The organism is Pseudomonas sp. R-28-1W-6 (genome assembly GCF_009799925.1).
Lineage (GTDB): Bacteria > Pseudomonadota > Gammaproteobacteria > Pseudomonadales > Pseudomonadaceae > Aquipseudomonas.
Genome location: NZ_WELK01000003.1, coordinates 113,703 through 134,224, shown reverse-complemented (window position 1 = coordinate 134,224; position 20,522 = coordinate 113,703). Strand labels below are relative to the sequence as shown.

Here is a 20,522-nt window from a genome sequence, read left to right as displayed (position 1 = left end):
GCAGAGTGGGATGCATGAGCGAAGAGATCCTGATCAACATCACGCCGATGGAGTCGCGCGTGGCGGTGGTGGAAAACGGTGTGCTGCAGGAAGTGCATGTCGAGCGCACCCAGCGCCGCGGCATCGTCGGCAACATCTACAAGGGCAAGGTGGTCCGGGTGCTGCCGGGCATGCAGGCGGCCTTCGTCGATATCGGCCTGGACCGTGCCGCGTTCATCCATGCCGCGGAAATCTCCACCCGCGAAGGCAGTGCGGTGGAAAGCATCAGCGCCCTGGTGCACGAAGGGCAGAGCCTGATCGTGCAGGTGACCAAGGACCCGATCGGCAGCAAGGGCGCGCGGCTGACCACCCACCTGTCGATCCCTTCGCGGTACCTGGTGTACATGCCTCGCACTAGCCATGTCGGCATCTCGCTGAAGATCGAGGAAGAGGCCGAGCGCGAGCGCCTCAAGCAGGTGGTCGCCGATTGCGTGGCTGCCGAAGGCATCGAGGAGTCCGGTGGCTTTATCCTCAGGACTGCGGCGGAGGGGGCCGGGGCCGACGAGATCCTCGCCGACATCCGCTACCTGCGCCGCCTGTGGGGGCAGATCGCCGGGCAGATGCAGAGTGCCAAGACGCCCTCGGTGATCTACGAGGACCTGTCCCTGGCGCTGCGCACCCTGCGCGACCTGGTCAACCCGAAGATCGAGAAGATCCGCATCGACTCGCGGGAAACCTTCCAGAAGATCACCCAGTTCGTCGCCGAGCTGATGCCGGAAATCTCCGACCGCCTGGAACATTACCCGGGCGAGCGGCCGATCTTCGACCTGTACGGGGTCGAGGACGAGATCCAGAAGGCCCTGGAGCGCAAGGTGCCGCTCAAGTCCGGCGGCTACCTGGTGGTCGACCCGGCCGAGGCGATGACCACCATCGACGTCAACACCGGGGCCTTCGTCGGCCACCGCACCCTCGAAGAGACCATCTTCAAGACCAACCTCGAGGCCGCCACCGCGATTGCCCGCCAGCTGCGCCTGCGCAACATCGGCGGGATCATCATCATCGACTTCATCGACATGGAAGACGAGGAACACCAGCGCCAGGTGTTGCGCACCCTGGAGAAGCAGCTGGAGCGCGACCACGCCAAGACCAACATCATCGGCATCACCGAGCTGGGCCTGGTGCAGATGACCCGCAAGCGCACCCGCGAGAGCCTCGAACAGGTGCTGTGCGAGCCCTGCAGCTGCTGCCAGGGCCGCGGCAAGCTGAAGACCCCGGAAACCATCTGCTACGAGATCTTCCGCGAGATCCTCCGCGAGGCTCGCGCCTATCAGGCCGAGGGCTACCGCGTGCTGGCCAGCCAGCAGGTGGTCGACTGCCTGCTCGACGAGGAGTCGGGCAATGTCGCCGACCTGGAGGCCTTCATCGGTCGCACCATCAAGTTCCAGGTGGAAAGCATGTATTCGCAGGAACAGTACGATGTGGTGCTGCTCTGACATGCCGGGGAACAGGGTGGATCTAGCGGCATGAATCGGCTGGCGCGTCTGTTGGTTGCCCTGCTGCGCAGCGCTCTCGGGCTGTGCGCCCTGGGCCTGGTGCTGGCCGCGCTGTATGTCAGCCTGGGCCGCGAGCTGGTGCCGCTGGTGGCCGAATACCGCGACGAGGTGCAAGGTAAGGCACAGGCCGCACTGGGCATGCCGCTGAGCCTCGGCAGCCTGGAAGGGCGCTGGCGCGGCATGGCCCCCTTGCTGCTGCTGCACGATGTGCAGCTGGGCGCCGGCGCCGGCCGGGTACGCCTGGACCAGGTGCGGGTGCAGCCGGACGTGCTCGGCAGCCTGCTGGCCCGGCAGCTGCGCATTGCCAACCTGGAGCTCGAAGGCCTGCAGCTGAGCCTGCGCCAGGACGAGGCCGGCGCCTGGCGGGTGGAGGGCCTGCCCGCCCGCGAAAAGCCCACTCCGGTCGAGCCGCAGCAACTGCTGCAAGGCCTGCAGCGGGTGGCGACGATTTCCCTGCTGGACAGCCAGTTCACCCTGGAACCCTTCGCGCAGAAACCCCTGAGCTTCACCTATGCCAACCTGACCTTGCGCAACGGGCTGGGCCGCCAGCGCATCGATGCCCGCCTGCTGCTGCCCGACGGCCAGCCGCTGGCCCTGCGCCTGGATACCCGTCTGCAGGTGCCGGACTGGCGTGCCAGCCAGGCCGATGTCTACCTCAGTCTGCCGCAAAGCGACTGGGCGCGCTGGCTGCCGGCGGGGCTGAGCCGCGCCTGGCGCCTGGAAAAACTCAAGGCCGGCGGCGAGTTCTGGCTCGCCTGGCGGGACGGCCAGGTGCAGCGCGCGGTGGCGCGCCTGCATGCGCCGGAACTGGCCGGCGGCTATGCCGAGCGCAAGTCGCTGAAATTGCAGGATCTGCTGTTGAGCGCGTTCTACGAGCGCACGCCGAGCGGCTTCGACCTGCTGCTCGACCCGTTGGCCCTGACCCTGGACGAGACCCGCTGGGGCGAGGTGCAGCTGGCCCTGCGCCGGCAGAACGCCAGCGAGGGGCACGAGGAACTCTGGTCGCTGAGCGCCGATCGCCTCGACCTGGGGCCGCTGGCCCAGGTGGTCGGCGCCCTGGCGCCGCTGCCGGAACAGGCGGCCGAGGCCCTGCATGCCCTGCAGCCGAGGGGCATCCTGAACAACCTGCAGGTGGCCTTTCGCCCGCAGTTGAGCGATGCTCAGCGCCTGCAGTACTCGGCCAACCTGAGCCAGGTCGGCATCAGCCCCTGGCATGGCATCCCCGCCGTGGAGAACGCCAGCGGCAGCGTCAGCGGCAACCTCAGCGATGGCGAGGGGCGCCTGGCCAGCGAGAACTTCGGCCTGCACTTCGATCAGTTGTTTCCCGCCATGTGGCGCTACGGCACGGCCGGCGCGCAACTGCTCTGGCACTACGACGACGCCGGCCTGACCCTGCGCAGCCCATACCTGCGGGTAGAGGGCGAGGAGGGCAAGATCGCCGGTGATTTCCTCGTGCGCCTGCGCAAGGATCCGCTCGAAGAGGACTACATGGACTTGCGCGTGGGGCTGCGTGATGGTGATGCGCAGTTTACCGGCAAGTACCTGCCCACCCGCTCCCCGGGCATGAGCCCCAAACTCAGCGAGTGGCTGAACACTGCCATCCGCGCCGGCAAGGTCGACCAAGGCTATTTCCAGTACCAGGGCTCGCTGCTCAAGGGGGCCGACGCCGCGGCCCGCAGCCTCAGCCTGTATTTCCGCGTGCATGCTGCCGAACTGGCCTTCCAGCCGGGCTGGCCGGCGCTGCGCGAGGCGCGCGGCGAGGTGCTGATCGAAGACAGCGGCGTGCGCGTGCGGGTACCCGAGGGGCGTCTGCTGGATAGCCGGGTCGAACGGGTCAGCGTCGAGATTCCCCAGGCCAGGCCGGGCAGCGCACCGCGGCTGGCGCTGCAGGGGCAGGTGCAGAGCAGCCTGGTGGACGCCTTGAAGATCCTCCAGGAGGCGCCGCTGGGTACGGCGGCGACCTTCGCCGGCTGGCGCGGGGAGGGGCCGCTGAGCGGCCAGCTGAAGCTCGATATCCCCCTGGCCCAGGGCCAGCCGCCGCAGGTGCAGGTGGATTTCGCCACCGAAGGCGCCACGCTGAAGCTGAGCAATCCGTCTCTCGAACTGACCCGGCTCAAGGGCGCATTCCGCTTCAGTACGGCGAGCGGCCTCAGCGCCCCGGATATCCGCGCCCAGGTGTTCGGCCAGACGGTACGCGGCCGGGCCGTCGCCGAAGGCTCGCGCGGCCAGCAGCGTACGCGCATCGAGGCCAATGGCCGGGTGCCGCTGCCGACCCTGAGCGGCTGGCTGGGCGTGACCCAGGCGCTGCCGCTCAGCGGCGAGCTGCCCTACGCCCTGCGCCTGACCCTGGATGGCAGCGACAGCCAGCTGCGCGTCAGTTCCGACCTCAAGGGGCTGGCCGTGGATCTGCCGGCGCCCTTCGGCAAGGCGGCGGCGGACAGCGGCTCGGCGACTTGGCGCATGACCTTGCAGGGCAACGAGCGGCGCTACTGGTTCGATTACGCCGAGCTGGCCAGCCTGGCCTTTGCCGCCGCGCCGGGGCAGCTGTTGCAGGGCCGTGGCGAACTGCGCCTGGGCGGCGGCGCCGCCAGCTTGCCGGGCGACCCCGGCCTGCGCGTCAACGGGCGGCTCAGTGCGCTCGACTGGGGTGCCTGGCAGGCGGTGGGCAAGCGCTACCTGGGCGGGCCGGGCAACCCGAGCGGCGTGCAGGCGTTCCGCGGGGCCAATGTACAGATCGAGCGCTTTACCGGCTTCGGCCTGCAGCTCGACAACCTGCAGGCGCAGCTGACGCGCGCCGAGCAGGCCTGGGCATTGCACCTCGACAGCGACCTGCTGCAGGGCCGCATCGGCTTGCCCGATGCCCAGGGCGCACCGATCCAGGTCAATCTGCAGCGCCTGAGTTTCCCGCCGAGCAAGCCCAACGAGCCGGTCGACCCGAACAAGCCCGACAGCCTGGCGGCCGTCGATCCCCGGCAGATTCCGCCGCTGGACCTGCGCATCGAGCGGGTCCTGCAGGGTGAGCAGCTGCTCGGCGCCTGGTCACTCCAGGCCCGGCCGACGGCGCAGGGGGTGGCGTTCAACCAGCTGTCGCTACAGCTCAAGGGCCTGCAGGTCGGCGGCAATGCCGGCTGGGAAGGCGCGCCGGGGGCCAGCAGCACCTGGTACAAGGGCCGCATCGAGGGCGAGAACCTGGCCGATGTGCTGCTGGCCTGGAACTTCGCGCCGACGGCCACCAGCGAGCGCTTCCGGGTGGATATCGACGGGCGTACCCCGGGCTCGCCGGCCTGGATGAGTCTCAAGCGCTTCAGTGGCAGCCTGGACGCCAGCCTGCGCAAGGGCCAGTTCGTCGAGGTGCAGGGTTCGGCCTCGGCGTTACGGGTGTTCGGCCTGCTCAACTTCAACTCGATCGGCCGGCGCCTGCGCCTGGACTTCTCCGACCTGCTCGGCAAGGGCCTCAGCTACGACCGGGTCAAGGGCCTGCTGGTGGCCAAGGACGGAGTGTTCCTCACCCAGAAGCCGATCAAGATGGAAGGGCCGTCCACCGGCCTGGAGCTCAACGGCACCCTGGACATGGCCCACGACCAGATCGACGCCAAGCTGCTGGTGACCCTGCCGGTGACCAACAACCTGCCGCTGGCGGCGCTGATCGTCGGCGCGCCGGCAATCGGCGGCGCGTTGTTCGTCGTCGACAAGCTGCTGGGCGATCGGGTGGCCCGCTTCGCCAGCGTGCAGTACAGCGTCAAGGGGGCGTGGCAGAACCCGAGCATTACGTTCGACAAACCCTTCGAGAAGGCCCGCTGAACCGCGCAGAACCCGAGCAGGTTCTGCGGCCAGGCAGGCCGACATGGGGTAGCATGCAGTCATCACCCAGTCGGTAGTTTTTATGTCGTTTGCCGTGATTCAGATGGTCAGCCAGGATGATGTGCTGGCCAACCTCGCCACCGCCCACCGTCTGCTCGAGCAGGCGGCCGCCAATGGCGCGCGCCTTGCCGTGTTGCCGGAAAACTTTGCCGCCATGGGGCGTCGCGACCTGGCCGCGCTCGGCCGTGCCGAAGCCAGCGGTGAGGGACCGATCCTGCCCTGGTTGCAACGGACCGCGCGCGACCTCGGGCTATGGATAGTGGCCGGCACCATTCCACTGCCGCCCGATGGCCAGGCGGATGCCAAGGCACATGCCTGTTCGCTGCTGTTCGACGAGCATGGCCAGCGCGTGGCCCGCTACGACAAGCTGCACCTGTTCGATGTGGACGTGGCGGACAGCCGCGGGCGTTACCGCGAGTCGGACGACTACGCCTTCGGCAGCCGGGTGGTGGTCGCCGAGACCCCGGTGGGCCGCCTGGGGCTGACGGTGTGCTACGACCTGCGGTTCCCCGAGCTGTACAGCGGGCTGCGCGCGGCCGGGGCCGAGTTGATCACGGCGCCGGCGGCCTTTACCGCGGTGACCGGCGCGGCGCACTGGCAGGTGCTGGTGCGCGCGCGTGCCATCGAGACCCAGTGCTATGTGCTGGCTGCGGGGCAGGGCGGGGGGCACCCGGGCGGGCGCGAGACCTTCGGCCACTCGGCGATCATCGACCCCTGGGGGCGCGTGCAGGCCGAACAGCCGAGCGGTGAGGCGGTGCTGCTGGGCGCGCGCGACAGCGCCGAGCAGGCGGCGATCCGCCAGCGCATGCCGGTGGCCAGCCACCGACGATTTTTTGCACCGGCCGTTCCAGGGCCGGCGCCTACGGAGAAGTTATGAGCAACCTGTTGTTAGCGGTCAGCGAACACCTGCTGGCCCCCGGCGGCCTCAGCATCGAGCAGTTGCCGGCGATCCTCGGCGATCTGGCCGGGCCGGGCATTGATGCGGCCGACCTGTACTTCCAGAGCCAGATTTCCGAGACCTGGGTGCTGGAGGACGGCATCGTCAAGGAAGGCAGCTTCAACCTCGACCAGGGCGTTGGCGTGCGCGCCCAGTCCGGCGAGAAGACCGGCTTCGCCTACAGCAACGCGATCACCGCCACGGCGCTGGGCCAGGCCGCCCAGGCCGCCCGCTCGATCTCCCGGGCCGGCCAGCACGGCAGCGTGCAGGCGTTCAGCAGCCCGCCGGCAACCGCGCTGTATGCCCCGGACAATCCCCTGGAGGTGCTCGATCGCTCGGCCAAGGTCGAGCTGCTCAAGCGCATCGATGTTGCCACGCGTGCCCTCGATCCGCGCATCAAGCAGGTCACCGTGAGCCTGGCCGGGGTCTGGGACCGCATCCTGGTGGCCGCCAGCGATGGCAGCCTGGGCGCCGATATCCGCCCGCTGGTGCGCTTCAACGTCAGCGTGATCGTCGAGCACAACGGCCGCCGCGAGCGTGGCGGCCAGGGCGGTGGCGGGCGTACCGACTACCGCTTCTTCCTGGAACCGGGCAGCCTCGGCGAGGAGCGCGCCATGGGTTATGCCCGCGAGGCGCTGCGCCAGGCCCTGGTCAACCTCGAGGCGCAGCCGGCACCGGCCGGCACCCTGCCGGTGGTGCTGGGCCCGGGCTGGTCCGGCGTGCTGCTGCACGAGGCGGTCGGCCACGGCCTGGAAGGCGACTTCAACCGCAAGGGCAGTTCGGCCTACAGCGGCCGGGTCGGCGAGCAAGTCGCCTCCAGCCTGTGCACCATAGTCGACGACGGCACCCTGGCCGGGCGCCGCGGTTCGCTCAGCGTCGACGACGAAGGCACGCCGAGCCATTGCACCACGCTGATCGAGAACGGCGTGCTCAAGGGCTACATGCAGGACAAGCTGAACGCGCGCCTGATGGGCGTGGCGCCGACCGGGAACGGCCGCCGCGAGTCCTATGCGCACCTGCCGATGCCGCGCATGACCAACACCTACATGTTGGCCGGCGAGAGCGATCCGGAAGAGATCATCCGCTCGGTTAAGAACGGCATCTACTGCGCCAACCTGGGCGGTGGCCAGGTGGATATCACCAGCGGCAAGTTCGTCTTCTCCACCAGCGAGGCCTACCTGATCGAGAACGGCAGGATCACCGCCCCGGTCAAGGGCGCCACGCTGATCGGCAACGGCCCGGAGGCGATGAGCCGGGTGTCGATGGTCGGCAACGACCTGGCCCTGGACAGCGGCGTCGGCACCTGCGGCAAGGACGGCCAGTCGGTGCCGGTGGGCGTCGGCCAGCCGACCCTGAAGATCGATGCGATCACCGTGGGCGGCACCGGCGGCTGATGGGGGAGGCCCTGTTTCACGCCCTGGTCGAGGTGCTGCTGTACGGCCAGGGTTATTGGCTGTTGCGGGTGCTGTCGGGTGGACGCATCGAGCCGCGGCGCTGGAATGAAGGCTTGGTGGCGCTGGTTGGCTTGGCGTTCACGCTGGCCTGGGTGGTGCCGTTGATCATCTGGCTGGGCAGCCGCAGCAGCGGGTTGCCGGGTTGAGTGGAGGCGGATTGAGCGAGGCGCTGCTTCGCCTGCGCTCAGCCCGGCCCGCTCGGGAGGTTAACGCAGGCCGCGCTGGACCTCGTCCAGTTCGCGGATGTATTTGAAGACTTTGCGTGCGGCGGCCGGCGGTTTGTTGTGCGCCGCCTCATGCTGGGCATGGCGGATCAGGCTGCGCAGTTGCTGACGGTCGGCTTGCGGGTATTCGCTGACGAAGCTTTCCAGGGTGGTGTCGTCGCCGCTGATCAGGCGGTCGCGCCAGCGTTCGAGGGCATGGAAGCGCTCGTTGTACTCGCGGGTGGAGCTGTCGACCTGGTCGATCAGGGCGAGAATCGCCTCGATGTCCTGGTCGCGCATGAGCTTGCCGATGAACTGCACATGGCGCTTCTTGGCGGCATTGGCGGTGTGTTTCGGTGCTTCGGCCAGGGCCTTGCGCAGGCCGTCGGTCAGCGGCAGCTTGGCCTGCATGTCGGGCTTGAGGGTGGTCAGGCGTTGTCCCAGTTCCTGCAGCGCATGCAGTTCGCGCTTGATCTGGGTTTTGCTCTTCTCGCCGGAGAAGTCGTCGTCGTAAGAATCAGCCATGGGGGCGGTCCAGAGGGAAACGTCGCCATGATAGCAGCAAGGGTAGCGGCAAGCCTCACACGGCAAGCACAGGGCTTGGCCGGCGGGCTGCCAGAGTGCAGTTTCTGGAGTGATTTATGAGTGCAGCAGAAGTGGTTGGCCCGCAGGCATTGCCGGCGTTGCAGGCGCAGGTCGCGCAGATCATCGCCGAGGCGCGGCGCCAGGGTGCCAGCGCCTGCGAGGTGGCGGTATCGATGGAGCAGGGCTTGTCGACCACGGTGCGCCAGCGCGAGGTGGAAACGGTCGAGTTCAATCGTGACGAGGGCTTCGGCATCACCCTGTATGTCGGCCAGCGCAAGGGCTCGGCGAGTACCTCGGCGACCGGCGAGGCGGCGATCCGCGAAACCGTGGCGGCGGCCCTGGCCATCGCCAGGCACGCGTCCGAGGATGACTGCGCCGGCCTGGCCGATGCCGGACTGATGGCGCGCGAGTTCCCCGAACTGGACCTCTACCATCCCTGGGCCCTGGCGCCCGAGCAGGGTATCGAGCTGGCCCTGGCCTGCGAAGAGGCGGCGTTCGCTGCCGATCCGCGGATCACCAAGGCCGACGGCACCACCCTCAACACCCACCAGGGCTGCCGCGTGTATGGCAACAGCCACGGCTTCATTGGCGGCTACGCCAGCACCCGGCACAGCCTGAGCTGCGTGATGATCGCCGAGGGCGAGGGACAGATGCAGCGCGACTACTGGTACGATGTCAATCGCCAGGGCGAGCTGCTCGCCGATCCGTTGCAGATCGGCCGCCATGCGGCCAGGCGCACGGCGGCACGGCTGGGCGCGCGGCCGGTGCCGACCTGCGAGGTGCCGGTGCTGTTTGCCGCCGAGCTGGCCACCGGGCTGTTCGGCAGCTTCCTGGCGGCAATCTCCGGCGGCAACCTGTATCGCAAGTCGTCATTCCTCGAGGGCGCCCTGGGCCATCAGCTGTTTCCCGAGTGGCTGAGCCTCGACGAGCGTCCGCATATCCCGCGGGCGATGGGCAGTGCGGCCTTCGATGGCGACGGCCTGGCCACCTATGCCAAGCCCTTCGTCGCCGGAGGCGAGCTGGTTTCCTACATCCTCGGCACCTACTCCGGGCGCAAGCTGGGCCTGCCCAGCACGGCCAACTCGGGGGGCGTGCACAACCTGTTCGTCAGCCATGGCGCCGAAGACCAGCAGGCCCTGCTCAAGCGCATGGGCCGCGGCCTGCTGGTGACCGAACTGATGGGCCAGGGGCTGAACATGGTCACCGGCGACTACTCGCGCGGTGCCGCCGGTTTCTGGGTGGAGAACGGCGAGATCCAGTTCCCGGTGCAGGAGGTGACCATCGCCGGCAACCTGCGCGAGATGTTCCGGCAGATCGTCGCGGTCGGCTGCGACCTGGAGCTGCGCGGCAATATCCGCACCGGGTCGGTGTTGATCGAGAAGATGACCGTCGCCGGCAGCTGAGCGGCGACACCACGAAAAAGGGGCTGCCCGGTTCGCCGGGCAGCCCCTTTTGCATGTCGGCGACTTATTCGCCTTCGTCGAAGCGGTTGTTGATCAGTTCGACCAGCGCATTCAGCGCCTCGTCCGCCTGCTCGCCTTCGGTATGAAGGTGCAGGCTGGTGCCCTTGCCGGCGGCCAGCATCATCACCGCCATGATGCTCTTGCCGTCGACCAGGCTCTCGGCCGAGCGCCCGGCGCGAATCTGGCAGGGGAAGCTGCCGGCCACGCCGACGAACTTGGCCGCCGCGCGCGCATGCAGGCCGAGCTTGTTGATGATGGTGATTTCGCAGGCGGGCATGCGGCGGACAGTCCTTAACCCAGTTCGCGGTGGCGAACCTGGAGATTCTTCAGGGTGGGCTTGAGGGCAGCGCCGAGGCGGTTGGCCAGGTACACCGAGCGATGGTGGCCGCCGGTGCAGCCAATGGCGATGGTCACGTAGGAGCGATTGCTGGAGGCAAAGCGGGGCAGCCACTTGTGCAGGTAGGCATGGATGTCCTGGTACATCTCCTCGACATCCGGCAGGGCGGCCAGGTATTCGGCGACCGGCTGTTCCAGCCCGGACATTTCGCGCAGATCGGGCTTCCAGTACGGGTTGGGCAGGCAGCGCACGTCGAACACCAGGTCGGCATCCACCGGCATGCCGCGCTTGAAACCGAAGGACTCGATGAGGAACGCGGTGCCCGGCTCGGGCTTGTTCAGCAGGCGCAGCTTGAGGCTGTCGCGCAGCTGGTAGAGGTTCAGGTGGGTGGTGTCGAGCTTGAGGTCGGCCAGGTCGGTGATCGGGCTGAGCAGGGCGGCTTCGTCGCGGATGGCTTCGGCGAGGGAGCGCGTCTCGCTGGTCAGTGGGTGGCGCCGGCGGGTCTCGGAGAAGCGCTTGAGCAGGGTCTCTTCGTCGGCATCCAGATACAGTACGTCGCAGATGATGTGGCGCGAGCGCACTTCGGCGAGCAGTTCGGGGAAGCGCTTGAGCTGGCTGGGCAGGTTGCGTGCGTCGATCGATACGGCGACCTGCGGGTGCAGCAGCTCGGTCTGCAGCAGGGCGCGCTCGGCCAGTTCCGGCAGGAGGATCGCCGGCAGGTTGTCGATGCAGTAGAAACCGTTGTCCTCGAGCACGTCGAGGGCGGTGCTTTTGCCCGAGCCGGAGCGACCGCTGACGATGATCAGGCGCATGACGCTGTCCTACCCTGGCCTATTGGCCGCTCTGTACGTCGACAACCACCTGGTAGAGGTTCTCGCTGCTTGGCGCCTGGCGCAAGCGCTCACGCACTTCGCTGCGGTCGAGCATGCTGGCGATCTGGCGGAGCAGCTCCAGGTGCTCGTCGGTCGCCGCTTCGGGAACCAGCAGGACGAACAGCAGATCGACCGGGGCGCCGTCGATGGCGTCGAAGTCCACCGGCGCATCCAGGCGCAGCACCGCACTGATGGGGGCGCTGCAGCCGGGCAGGCGACAGTGGGGAATGGCGATGCCGTTACCGAACCCGGTGGAGCCGAGTTTTTCACGGGCTATCAGGCTTTCGAAGATGTCCTGCGAGTCGAGATCGGGCAGTTCGCGCGCGACCAGGTTGGCAATCTGTTCGAGGACGCGCTTCTTACTGCCGCCCGGCACGTTCACCAGGGAACGGCCGGCGGTCAGGATATTTTCAAGTCGGATCATGGGTGGGGGATTTCAGCGGGCTGTCGCGCCTTGCAGGCGGCCGAGCTGCTTTTCCTTGTGTTTGATCAGTTGGCGGTCGAGTTTGTCGGCGAGCAGGTCGATCGCCGCGTACATGTCGTCGTGTTCGGCGTTGGCGACTACTTCGCCGCCTGCAACGTGCAGGGTCGCCTCGATTTTCTGCTTGAGCTTCTCGACTGCCATGGTCACCTGCACGTTGGTGATCTTGTCGAAATGGCGCTCCAGTCGGCCGAGTTTTTCGCCGATGTAGTCGCGCAGGGCGTCGGTCACATCCAGTTGGTGTCCACTGATGTTGACTTGCATACCGCTTCTCCTTGTTGCCTTGTGTAAGAGACAGGCTAGCGGGCCTGCCACCGTAACACTCTGGCGCGAGAAGGCTTTTGCAGAACTGTCCTGGGATCCCCCCGAAGGGCAGGGCGCATGGCACGTATCCAGTTTTGCAAAAGCCTTCCCTCAGTGCCGCATCACACCGCAATGCTTGCGGGTTACATCAACCGCTTGCGTTCGCTCGAAGGCGCTATCCCGAGTGATTCGCGGTATTTGGCGACGGTGCGACGGGCTACCTGAATGCCCTGTGCTTCCAGTAAACCAGCGATCTTGCTGTCACTCAATGGCTTTTTCGCGTTTTCCGCGGCGACCAGTTTTTTGATGATGGCGCGGATCGCCGTCGACGAGCATTCGCCGCCTTCCGCGGTGCTGACGTGGCTGGAAAAGAAGTATTTCAGCTCGTAAATGCCGCGCGGGGTGTGCATGAACTTCTGCGTGGTGACCCGCGAGATGGTCGACTCGTGCATGCCCACCGCCTCGGCGATGTCGTGCAGGACCAGCGGCTTCATCGCCTCGTCGCCGTACTCGAGGAAGCCGCGCTGGTGCTCGACGATCTGCGAGGCGACCTTCATCAGGGTTTCGTTGCGGCTTTGCAGGCTCTTGATGAACCAGCGCGCCTCCTGCAGCTGGTTGCGCATGAAGGTGTTGTCGGCGCTGGAGTCGGCGCGTTTGACGAAGCCGGCGTACTGCGCGTTGACCCGCAGGCGCGGCACCGCTTCCTGGTTCAGCTCGACCAGCCAGCGCTCGTTGTGCTTGCGCACGATGACGTCCGGCACCACATATTCCGGTTCGCTGGCTTCGATCTGCGAGCCGGGGCGCGGGTTGAGGCTCTGGATCAGCTCGATGACCTGGCGCAGCTCGTCTTCCTTGAGCTTCATGCGCCGCATCAGCTGGCTGTAGTCGCGGCTGCCGAGCAGGTCGAGGTGGTCGCCGGCCAGGCGCTGGGCCTCGCTCAGCCAGGGCGTGCTGGCGGGCAGCTGGCGCAGCTGCAGGAGCAGGCATTCGCGCAGGTCACGGGCGCCGACCCCGGCCGGGTCGAAGTTCTGGATGCGGTGCAGGACGGCTTCGACTTCGTCCAGTTCGACGTCCATTTCCGGGTCGAAGGCCTCGACGATTTCCTCAAGCGACTCTTCCAGGTAGCCCTGGTCGTTGATGCAGTCGATCAGGGTCACGGCGATCAGGCGGTCGGTGTCCGACATCGGTGCCAGGTTCAGCTGCCACAGCAGATGGGTCTGCAGGCTCTCGCCGGCGGAGGTGCGGGTGGTGAAGTCCCACTCGTCATCGTCGTTGCTCGGCAGGCTGCTGGCGCTGGTCTGGTAGACGTCTTCCCAGGCGGTATCGACCGGCAGCTCGCTGGGGATGCGTTCGTTCCACTCGCCGTCCTCGATGGCATCGGCGGGCGTGCTGTTGGTTTCCTGGTAGGTGTCCTGGGGGGCGGCCTGGGTGTTCTGCTCTTCGCCATCGGCCAGCGGGTCGCTGTTGTCGAAATCTTCGCCGTCTTCCTGGCGCTCCAGCATGGGGTTGGATTCCAGGGCTTCCTGGATTTCCTGCTGCAGATCCAGGGTGGACAGCTGGAGGAGGCGAATGGCTTGTTGCAGCTGCGGGGTCATCGTCAGCTGCTGGCCCATCTTGAGGACTAGCGAAGGTTTCATGGCAGGAAGCTTTGCACCTTATTTGCCGGCGCAGTCGCGCCATTCACTACAGGGCGCCGGGGCGCCGCCAGTAAGCAAATTATATGCCTGAATCTGACGGCTTTGCCTAGGCTTGACAACGTCCATGTAGTGCGGCGGCGCCTGCATCAGAGGCGGAATTCGTGCCCGAGGTAGACTTCTTTAACCAGCTGGTTGGCCAGGATGCTTTCGGCATCGCCTTCGGCGATCAGTTGGCCGTCATTGACAATGTAGGCGGTCTCGCAGATGTCGAGGGTCTCGCGCACGTTGTGGTCGGTGATCAGTACGCCGATGCCCTTGGCCTTGAGGTGATGGATGATCTGCTTGATATCGCCGACCGAGATCGGGTCGACGCCGGCGAAGGGTTCGTCGAGCAGGATGAACTTGGGTTCGGTGGCCAGGGCGCGGGCGATTTCCACGCGCCGGCGTTCGCCGCCGGACAGGCTCATGCCGAGGTTGTCGCGGATGTGGCTGATGTGGAATTCCTGCAGCAGGCTCTCCAGGGCGGCGCGGCGGCCGGCACGGTCGAGGTCCTTGCGGGTTTCCAGGATGGCCATGATGTTGTCGGCCACCGTCAGCTTGCGGAAGATCGAGGCTTCCTGCGGCAGGTAGCCGATGCCGACGCGGGCGCGGCCATGCATGGGCTGGTGGCTGACGTCGAGGTCGTCGATCAGCACGCGGCCCTGGTCGGCCTGCACCAGGCCGACGATCATGTAGAAACAGGTGGTCTTGCCGGCGCCGTTGGGGCCGAGCAGGCCGACGATCTGTCCGCTGTCGATGGAAAGGCTGACGTCGCGTACCACCTGGCGGCCCTTGTAGCTCTTGGCCAGATGCTGGGCTTTGAGGGTCGCCATTACTGCGCTTGCTCCGGCTGGCCGGTTTTCTTGCGCGGCTGGATGACCATGTCGATGCGTGGCCGCGGCGTGCTCAGGGCGGTGCCAGTGGCGCGGCCGGCGTTGACGATCTGGCGCTGGGTGTCATAGACGATCTTCTCGCCTTCGAAGGTGTTGCCTTCCTGGATCACCTTGGCCTGGTCTATCAGCACGATGCGCTCGTTGCTGGCGAAGTACTGGATGGTCAGGCCGTAGGCCTTGACGATCTCCTTGTCCGCGGCGGGCTTCTGCTCGTAGTAGGCCGGTTTGCCCACCGAGGTGAAGACTTCGACGTCGCCGTTGGCATCCTGGGTGATGGTCACGGTGTCGCCGGTGATCTTCAGGGTGCCCTGGGTGATCACCACGCCGCCGCGGTACACCGCCACGCCTTGCTTGTCGTCCAGTTCGGCGCTGTCGGCCTGAACCCGGATCGGTTGCTCGCGGTCGCTCGGCAGAGCCCAGGCACCCGCGCTTCCAAGCGCGGCGCCGAGGCCGATGAGCAACAGGGGGAGGGTCCGGAGGGGGAAACGGTTAACGAACCTCATGCTGGCCTCTTACGTTGGACAGCAGGAGTATCCGGCCGTCATTCATGTACGCTTTCATTCCTTGTGCCGTGGTCACCCCGTTGGCGGCCTCGATTCTAACGGCTTGCTGGGTTTGCGCATATTCCTTGTCCGGAAATACGGTCATCCGGCTGCTGGTGATCACGGTCGGTCGGCCTTTGGCATCGGTGCGCGCCACGCGCACGTCATCGATCAGTTCGACTTCCTTGCCTTGCGGGGCCACTTCGCCCCGCGCGCTCTGCACGTGCCAGGGGTAGGCGCTGCCGCGGTACAGCTGCAGGTCCGGCTGGCTCAGCAGGGTGATGTCGCTGGCCTTGATGTGTTCCAGCTTGTCGGCGGTCATCTCGTACTGCAGTTGGCCGTCCTCCTGATATTGCAGGGTGCGCGCGTTGACCACGTAGAAGTCGATGGTGCTGTTGCTTTCGCCGACGGTCGGCTTGTCGAGGAAGCTTTCCGGGCGGATGTTCCAGTAGCCGATCGCGCCCAGCAGGGCGGCGATCAGGCTGTAGATCAGGAGCGGTCGCAGTTTGGCAGGCATGACTGATCCTAGAGGTAGGCGGCTTGGGCGGCTTCAAGGCTGCCCTGGGCGCGCATGATCAATTCGCAGAACTCGCGCGCCGCGCCTTCGCCGCCGCGTGCTGCGGTGACGCCGTGGGCGTGCTGGCGGACGAAGCCGTCGGCGCTGGCCACGGCCATGCCCAGACCGACCCGGCGAATCACCGGCAGGTCGGGCAGGTCGTCACCCAGATAGGCGACTTGCTCGTAGCTTAGCCCGAGCTCGCCGAGCAGCTCGTCGAGCACCACCAGCTTGTCTTCGCGGCCCTGGTACAGGTGCTGGATGCCCAGGTTCTGCGCACGGCGCTCGACCACCGGGGTCTTGCGTCCGCTGATGATGGCGGTGCGTACCCCGGAGTTGATCAGCATCTTGATGCCATGGCCGTCGAGGGTGTTGAAGGTCTTGAACTCGCTGCCATCGGTGAGAAAGTAGAGGCGGCCGTCGGTCAGTACACCGTCGACATCGAAGATGGCCAGTTTGATCGCCTTGGCGCGCTGTTGCAGTTGATCGTTCATTTACATCACTCCGGCGCGCAGTAGGTCGTGCATGTTGAGGGCGCCGACCGGGCGCTCCTCGCCATCGACCACGACCAGGGCGTTGATCTTGTGGTCTTCCATGATTTTCAGGGCCTCGGCGGCGAGCATCTCGGCGCGGGCGGTCTTGCCGTGGACGGTCATCACCGCGTCGATGCTGGCTTCGCGCACGTCGATGCCCTTGTCCAGGGTGCGGCGCAGGTCGCCGTCGGTGAAGATCCCGGCCAGCTGGCCGTTGCTTTCGACCACCACGGTCATGCCCAGGCCCTTGCGGGTCATTTCCAGCAGGGCGTCGCGCAGGCTGGTGCCGCGCTGTACCAGCGGCAGGCGGGTGCCGCTGTGCATGACGTTCTCCACCTTGAGCAGCAGACGGCGGCCCAGGGCGCCACCCGGGTGGGAGAAGGCGAAGTCTTCGGCGGTGAAGCCGCGGGCTTCCAGCAGGGCGATGGCCAGGGCGTCGCCGAGCACCAGGGATACGGTGGTGGAAGAGGTCGGTGCCAGGTTCAGCGGGCAGGCTTCCTGGGCGACCTGGGCATCCAGGTTGACTTCGGCGGCCTTGGCCAGCGGCGAATCGGGGTTGCCGGTCATGCTGATCAGGGTGATGCCGAGGCGCTTGATCAGCGGCAGCAGGGTGACGATCTCGGCGGTGGAGCCGGAGTTGGACAGGGCCAGCACCACGTCGTCGCGGGTGATCATGCCCATGTCGCCATGGCTGGCCTCGGCCGGGTGGACGAAGAACGCCGGGGTGCCGGTGCTGGCCAGGGTGGCGGCGATCTTGTTGCCGATATGCCCGGACTTGCCCATGCCGACCACCACGATACGGCCCTTGCAGGCCAGCATCAGTTCGCAGGCGCGGACGAAATCGCCATTGATGCGTCCCAGCAGGGCCTCGATGGCGTCGAGTTCGAGGCGCATGGTGCGCTGGGCGGATTGGATCAGATCGGTGGACTGGCTCATGGCTGGATTCACGGTGGCCGGCAGAAAAGTCGGCGATTATAACGGGAAAGCGACGCAGCCTCACCTCTAGTGGATCGCAGGTTGCGCGACGCGCCGGCGAAATTCCCTGAAAACATCGCGGCGCCTTGGGTGCGCCGGGCTGGAGTGATATATTGCGCGGCCTGTTCGGCCTGCCCGCGTCGCGTGCTATCCCGCCCCGGGAATGCTGCGTCTGCCCATGGAAGGCTGTATCACAAGGAGTTTGGATGAGCGCCGAAAATGCCTACGCCGTCGAGCTGAAGGGCCTGACCTTCAAGCGTGGCGCACGCACCATCTTTGACAACGTCGATATCCGCATCCCGCGGGGCAAGGTCACCGGCATCATGGGGCCTTCCGGTTGCGGCAAGACCACCTTGCTGCGCCTGATCGCCGCCCAGCTCAAGCCGGCCAGCGGCCAGGTATGGGTCAACGGGCAGAACCTGCCGACCCTGTCGCGCAGCGAGCTGTTCGACATGCGCAAGCAGTTCGGCGTGCTGTTCCAGAGCGGCGCGCTGTTCACCGATCTCGATGTGTTCGAGAACGTGGCCTTTCCGCTGCGGGTGCACACGCACCTGTCCGACGAGATGATCCGCGACATCGTGCTGATGAAGCTGCAGGCCGTGGGCCTGCGCGGCGCCTACGAGCTGATGCCGGACGAACTGTCCGGCGGCATGAAGCGCCGCGTGGCGCTGGCCCGGGCGATCGCCCTGGATCCGCAGATTCTGATGTATGACGAGCCGTTCGTCGGCCAGGACCCGATCGCCATGGGCGTGCTGGTGCGCCTGATCCGCCTGCTCAACGATGCCCTAGGCATCACCAGCATCGTGGTGTCCCACGACCTGGCGGAAACCGCCAGCATCGCCGACTACCTCTATGTGGTGGGCGATGGCCAGGTGCTCGGCCAGGGCACCCCGGCCGAGCTGATGCATTCGGACAACCCGCGCATCCAGCAGTTCATGCAGGGCATTCCGGATGGTCCGGTGCCTTTCCACTATCCGGCGCCGGATTACCTTGATGATTTGTTGGGAGCGCGTTGATGCGTAAGTCGTCCCCGCTCGAGCGCATCCGCCTGCTGGGCCGGTCCGGGATCGATGTGATCCAGGTCCTCGGGCGCTCGTCGTTGTTTCTGCTTAGCTCGCTGTTCGGCCGCAGCGGCCTGCGCAATGGCTTCCAGCTGCTGGTGCGCCAGCTGTACTCGGTCGGCGTGCTGTCGCTGCCGATCATCGTGGTTGCCGGCCTGTTCATCGGCATGGTCCTGGCGCTGCAGGGCTTCAACATCCTCAGCAGCTACGGTTCGGAGCAGGCGGTCGGGCAGATGGTTGCCCTGACCCTGTTGCGCGAGTTGGGCCCGGTGGTGACCGGCTTGCTGTTCGCGGGGCGTGCCGGTTCGGCGCTGACCGCCGAAATCGGCAACATGAAGTCCACCGAACAGCTGTCCAGCCTGGAAATGATCGGCGTCGATCCGCTCAAGTACATCATCGCCCCGCGCCTGTGGGCCGGCTTCATCTCCATGCCGCTGCTGGCGACCATCTTCAGCGTGGTCGGCATCTGGGGCGGGGCGATGGTCGCGGTGGACTGGCTGGGTGTCTACGACGGTTCGTTCTGGTCGAACATGCAGAACAGCGTGGAATTCACCGAAGACGTGCTCAACGGCGTGATCAAGAGCATCGTCTTCGCCTTCGTGGTGACCTGGATCGCCGTGTTCCAGGGCTATGACTGCGAACCCACTTCGGAAGGCATCAGTCGCGCCACGACCAAGACCGTGGTGTACGCCTCCCTGGCCGTACTTGGCCTCGACTTTATTCTGACCGCCCTGATGTTTGGAGATCTCTGATGCAAAGCCGCTCCCTGGAAATCGGCGTCGGCCTGTTCCTGCTGGCTGGATTGCTGGCCCTGCTGCTGTTGGCCCTGCGCGTCAGCGGCCTGTCCGCCGCAAGTTCGGGCGACACCTACAAGCTCTACGCGAATTTCGACAATATTGCCGGTTTGACGGTCAGAGCCAAGGTAACCATGGCCGGTGTGACCATCGGCAAGGTCACCGCCATCGACCTGGACCGCGACAGCTACACCGGTCGGGTGACCATGGAAATCGAGAATCGCGTCGACAACCTGCCGGCCGACTCCACGGCGTCCATTCTCACCGCCGGCCTGCTCGGCGAGAAATACATCGGCATCAGCGTCGGTGGCGAAGAGGAGGTGCTGAAGGCGGATGGGGTGATCCAAGACACCCAGTCGGCCTTGGTGCTGGAAGACCTGATCGGCAAGTTCCTGATCAATTCGGTGAACAAAGAAAGCAAATGAGGATTTTCACCATGTTGAAGACTCTGCGAAACGGCCTGCTGGTGATGCTCGCCGCCCTACCGTTGCTGGCCCAGGCGGCGCCCAGCGCCCATGACGTGGTGCAGCAGACCACCGATCAGTTGCTCGGCGACCTGAAGGCCAACAAGGCCACCTACAAGCAGGCCCCGCAGGACTTCTATGCGGCGCTGGATCGCATCCTCGGCCCGGTGGTCGACAGCGAAGGCATCTCGCGCAGCATCATGACCGTGAAGTACTCGCGCAAGGCCAATGCCGAGCAGATGAAGCGCTTCGAGGACAACTTCAAGCGCAGCCTGATGCAGTTCTACGGCAATGCCCTGCTCGAATACGACAACCAGGGCATCCGCGTGCTGCCGGCCAAGGCCGAGGGCGCCGAGCGCGCCAGCGTCGGCATGGAAGTGAAGGACAGCAAGGGCACCATCTACCCGGTGTCCTACACCATGGTGCAGATCAACGGCCAGTGGATGCTGCGCAACGTGATCATCAACGGCATCAACATCGGCAAGCTGTTCCGCGACCAGTTCGCCGACAGCATGCAGAAGAACGGCAACGACCTGGACAAGACCATCGACGGCTGGGCCGACGTGGTCGCCAAGGCCAAGGACAGCGCCGAAGGCCAGCAGGCCGCCGGGCAATGAACGGCGGCTCCGTGCGCCAGGCCGACAGCGGCGAGCTGCAGTTGCTCGGTACGCTCGACTACCGCACCGGTCCGGCCGTGCGCGAGGCCGGGCGCCGGCTGATCCAGGCCAGCCAGCAGGCGAGCCTGGTGCTGGATTGTGCGGCGGTGGAGAAGTCCAGCAGCGTCGGCTTGTCGCTGCTGCTGGCCTTTCTGCGCGATGCCAGGGCGGCGGGCAAGACCCTGAGCATTCGCGGCTTGCCGGCGGACATGCAGAAAATCGCCAAGGTTTCCGGCCTGCTCGAGCTGCTCGTTCCGCCGGCTTGAGCGCCGCGTCGCAGGCCGCAGAGCCCTCCGTCAGCGATCCCGGCATCCGGGCTTCGCAGGCGGGGGGCTTTTTTGTAT

At 66.3% G+C, this 20,522-nt stretch carries 22 protein-coding genes; 11 read left to right on the top strand and 11 right to left on the bottom strand.

Annotated features, from left to right (window positions below; all coding sequences use genetic code 11):
• Window positions 1-14 precede the first annotated feature (14 nt).
• From rng to F3I62_RS08285, 5 genes are all read left to right on the top strand, one after another.
• Window positions 15-1,472: a ribonuclease G gene (gene rng / locus F3I62_RS08305; protein ID WP_160489170.1), complete on the top strand. Its 1,458-nt coding sequence runs from the start codon at window positions 15-17 to the stop codon at window positions 1,470-1,472.
• Window positions 1,473-1,502: 30 nt separating this feature from the next.
• Window positions 1,503-5,333 carry a YhdP family protein gene (locus F3I62_RS08300; protein WP_160489169.1) on the top strand — a complete coding sequence of 1,277 codons (3,831 nt, stop codon included), beginning with the start codon at window positions 1,503-1,505 and terminating at the stop codon, window positions 5,331-5,333.
• Window positions 5,334-5,415: 82 nt separating this feature from the next.
• Complete coding sequence (locus F3I62_RS08295; protein WP_160489168.1) at window positions 5,416-6,270, top strand: carbon-nitrogen hydrolase family protein; 855 nt, start codon at window positions 5,416-5,418, stop codon at window positions 6,268-6,270.
• On the top strand, window positions 6,267-7,724 hold the full coding sequence (tldD, locus tag F3I62_RS08290) for a metalloprotease TldD (protein WP_160489167.1): 1,458 nt from the start codon (window positions 6,267-6,269) through the stop codon (window positions 7,722-7,724). Before F3I62_RS08295 ends, tldD begins: the two co-directional genes overlap by 4 nt.
• Window positions 7,724-7,930, top strand: a complete 207-nt coding sequence (locus tag F3I62_RS08285; RefSeq protein ID WP_160489166.1) for a hypothetical protein — start codon at window positions 7,724-7,726, stop codon at window positions 7,928-7,930. Before tldD ends, F3I62_RS08285 begins: the two co-directional genes overlap by 1 nt.
• 60 nt (window positions 7,931-7,990) lie before the next feature.
• Here F3I62_RS08285 and yjgA read toward each other — a convergent pair whose 3' ends face one another.
• Entirely contained in the window at window positions 7,991-8,512 is a 522-nt protein-coding gene (gene yjgA, locus F3I62_RS08280) for a ribosome biogenesis factor YjgA (protein ID WP_160489165.1), read from the bottom strand.
• A gap of 116 nt (window positions 8,513-8,628) precedes the next feature.
• Between yjgA and pmbA the strand changes: the two genes are divergently transcribed.
• Entirely contained in the window at window positions 8,629-9,975 is a 1,347-nt protein-coding gene (gene pmbA, locus F3I62_RS08275; protein ID WP_160489164.1) for a metalloprotease PmbA, read from the top strand.
• A 64-nt stretch (window positions 9,976-10,039) separates the two neighbouring features.
• Here pmbA and F3I62_RS08270 read toward each other — a convergent pair whose 3' ends face one another.
• The 10 genes from F3I62_RS08270 to F3I62_RS08225 all read right to left on the bottom strand — a co-directional run bounded on the left by F3I62_RS08270 (window position 10,040) and on the right by F3I62_RS08225 (window position 17,164).
• Window positions 10,040-10,312: an HPr family phosphocarrier protein gene (locus tag F3I62_RS08270; protein WP_160489163.1), complete on the bottom strand. Its 273-nt coding sequence runs from the start codon at window positions 10,310-10,312 to the stop codon at window positions 10,040-10,042.
• 14 nt (window positions 10,313-10,326) lie between these two features.
• Entirely contained in the window at window positions 10,327-11,184 is an 858-nt protein-coding gene (gene rapZ / locus F3I62_RS08265; RefSeq protein ID WP_160489162.1) for an RNase adapter RapZ, read from the bottom strand.
• Window positions 11,185-11,203: 19 nt separating this feature from the next.
• Complete coding sequence (gene ptsN / locus F3I62_RS08260) at window positions 11,204-11,668, bottom strand: PTS IIA-like nitrogen regulatory protein PtsN (RefSeq protein ID WP_160082050.1); 465 nt, start codon at window positions 11,666-11,668, stop codon at window positions 11,204-11,206.
• 12 nt (window positions 11,669-11,680) lie between these two features.
• The gene (gene hpf, locus F3I62_RS08255) at window positions 11,681-11,989 is read right to left on the bottom strand and encodes a ribosome hibernation-promoting factor, HPF/YfiA family (protein WP_160489161.1); all 309 of its coding nucleotides are present in this window, start codon (window positions 11,987-11,989) and stop codon (window positions 11,681-11,683) included.
• A 182-nt stretch (window positions 11,990-12,171) separates the two neighbouring features.
• Complete coding sequence (locus F3I62_RS08250; protein WP_160489160.1) at window positions 12,172-13,665, bottom strand: RNA polymerase factor sigma-54; 1,494 nt, start codon at window positions 13,663-13,665, stop codon at window positions 12,172-12,174.
• Window positions 13,666-13,811: 146 nt separating this feature from the next.
• Entirely contained in the window at window positions 13,812-14,537 is a 726-nt protein-coding gene (gene lptB / locus F3I62_RS08245) for an LPS export ABC transporter ATP-binding protein (protein ID WP_160082044.1), read from the bottom strand.
• On the bottom strand, window positions 14,537-15,100 hold the full coding sequence (gene lptA, locus F3I62_RS08240; protein WP_160489159.1) for a lipopolysaccharide transport periplasmic protein LptA: 564 nt from the start codon (window positions 15,098-15,100) through the stop codon (window positions 14,537-14,539). Before lptA ends, lptB begins: the two co-directional genes overlap by 1 nt.
• A complete protein-coding gene (gene lptC, locus F3I62_RS08235) occupies window positions 15,087-15,656 on the bottom strand; it encodes an LPS export ABC transporter periplasmic protein LptC (RefSeq protein WP_160489158.1) in 570 nt (189 codons plus the stop codon). Before lptC ends, lptA begins: the two co-directional genes overlap by 14 nt.
• Window positions 15,657-15,664: 8 nt before the next feature.
• The gene (locus tag F3I62_RS08230; protein WP_160489157.1) at window positions 15,665-16,189 is read right to left on the bottom strand and encodes an HAD family hydrolase; all 525 of its coding nucleotides are present in this window, start codon (window positions 16,187-16,189) and stop codon (window positions 15,665-15,667) included.
• A complete protein-coding gene (locus F3I62_RS08225) occupies window positions 16,190-17,164 on the bottom strand; it encodes a KpsF/GutQ family sugar-phosphate isomerase (RefSeq protein ID WP_160489156.1) in 975 nt (324 codons plus the stop codon).
• Window positions 17,165-17,409: 245 nt separating this feature from the next.
• On the opposite strand from F3I62_RS08225, the gene F3I62_RS08220 reads away from it, so the two are divergent.
• From F3I62_RS08220 to F3I62_RS08200, 5 genes are read left to right on the top strand one after another with little or no spacing between them, the layout of a single operon-like run.
• Window positions 17,410-18,219, top strand: coding sequence for an ABC transporter ATP-binding protein (locus F3I62_RS08220; RefSeq protein ID WP_160489155.1), 810 nt, complete (start codon window positions 17,410-17,412; stop codon window positions 18,217-18,219).
• Window positions 18,219-19,016: a lipid asymmetry maintenance ABC transporter permease subunit MlaE gene (mlaE, locus tag F3I62_RS08215; RefSeq protein ID WP_160489154.1), complete on the top strand. Its 798-nt coding sequence runs from the start codon at window positions 18,219-18,221 to the stop codon at window positions 19,014-19,016. The genes F3I62_RS08220 and mlaE overlap by 1 nt, the downstream gene beginning before the upstream one ends.
• Window positions 19,016-19,483: an outer membrane lipid asymmetry maintenance protein MlaD gene (gene mlaD, locus F3I62_RS08210; RefSeq protein ID WP_160489153.1), complete on the top strand. Its 468-nt coding sequence runs from the start codon at window positions 19,016-19,018 to the stop codon at window positions 19,481-19,483. The genes mlaE and mlaD overlap by 1 nt, the downstream gene beginning before the upstream one ends.
• Before the next feature lie 11 nt (window positions 19,484-19,494).
• Window positions 19,495-20,139 carry a phospholipid-binding protein MlaC gene (locus F3I62_RS08205; protein WP_160489152.1) on the top strand — a complete coding sequence of 215 codons (645 nt, stop codon included), beginning with the start codon at window positions 19,495-19,497 and terminating at the stop codon, window positions 20,137-20,139.
• Window positions 20,136-20,444 carry a lipid asymmetry maintenance protein MlaB gene (locus F3I62_RS08200; protein WP_160489151.1) on the top strand — a complete coding sequence of 103 codons (309 nt, stop codon included), beginning with the start codon at window positions 20,136-20,138 and terminating at the stop codon, window positions 20,442-20,444. The genes F3I62_RS08205 and F3I62_RS08200 overlap by 4 nt, the downstream gene beginning before the upstream one ends.
• Window positions 20,445-20,522: the final 78 nt, after the last annotated feature.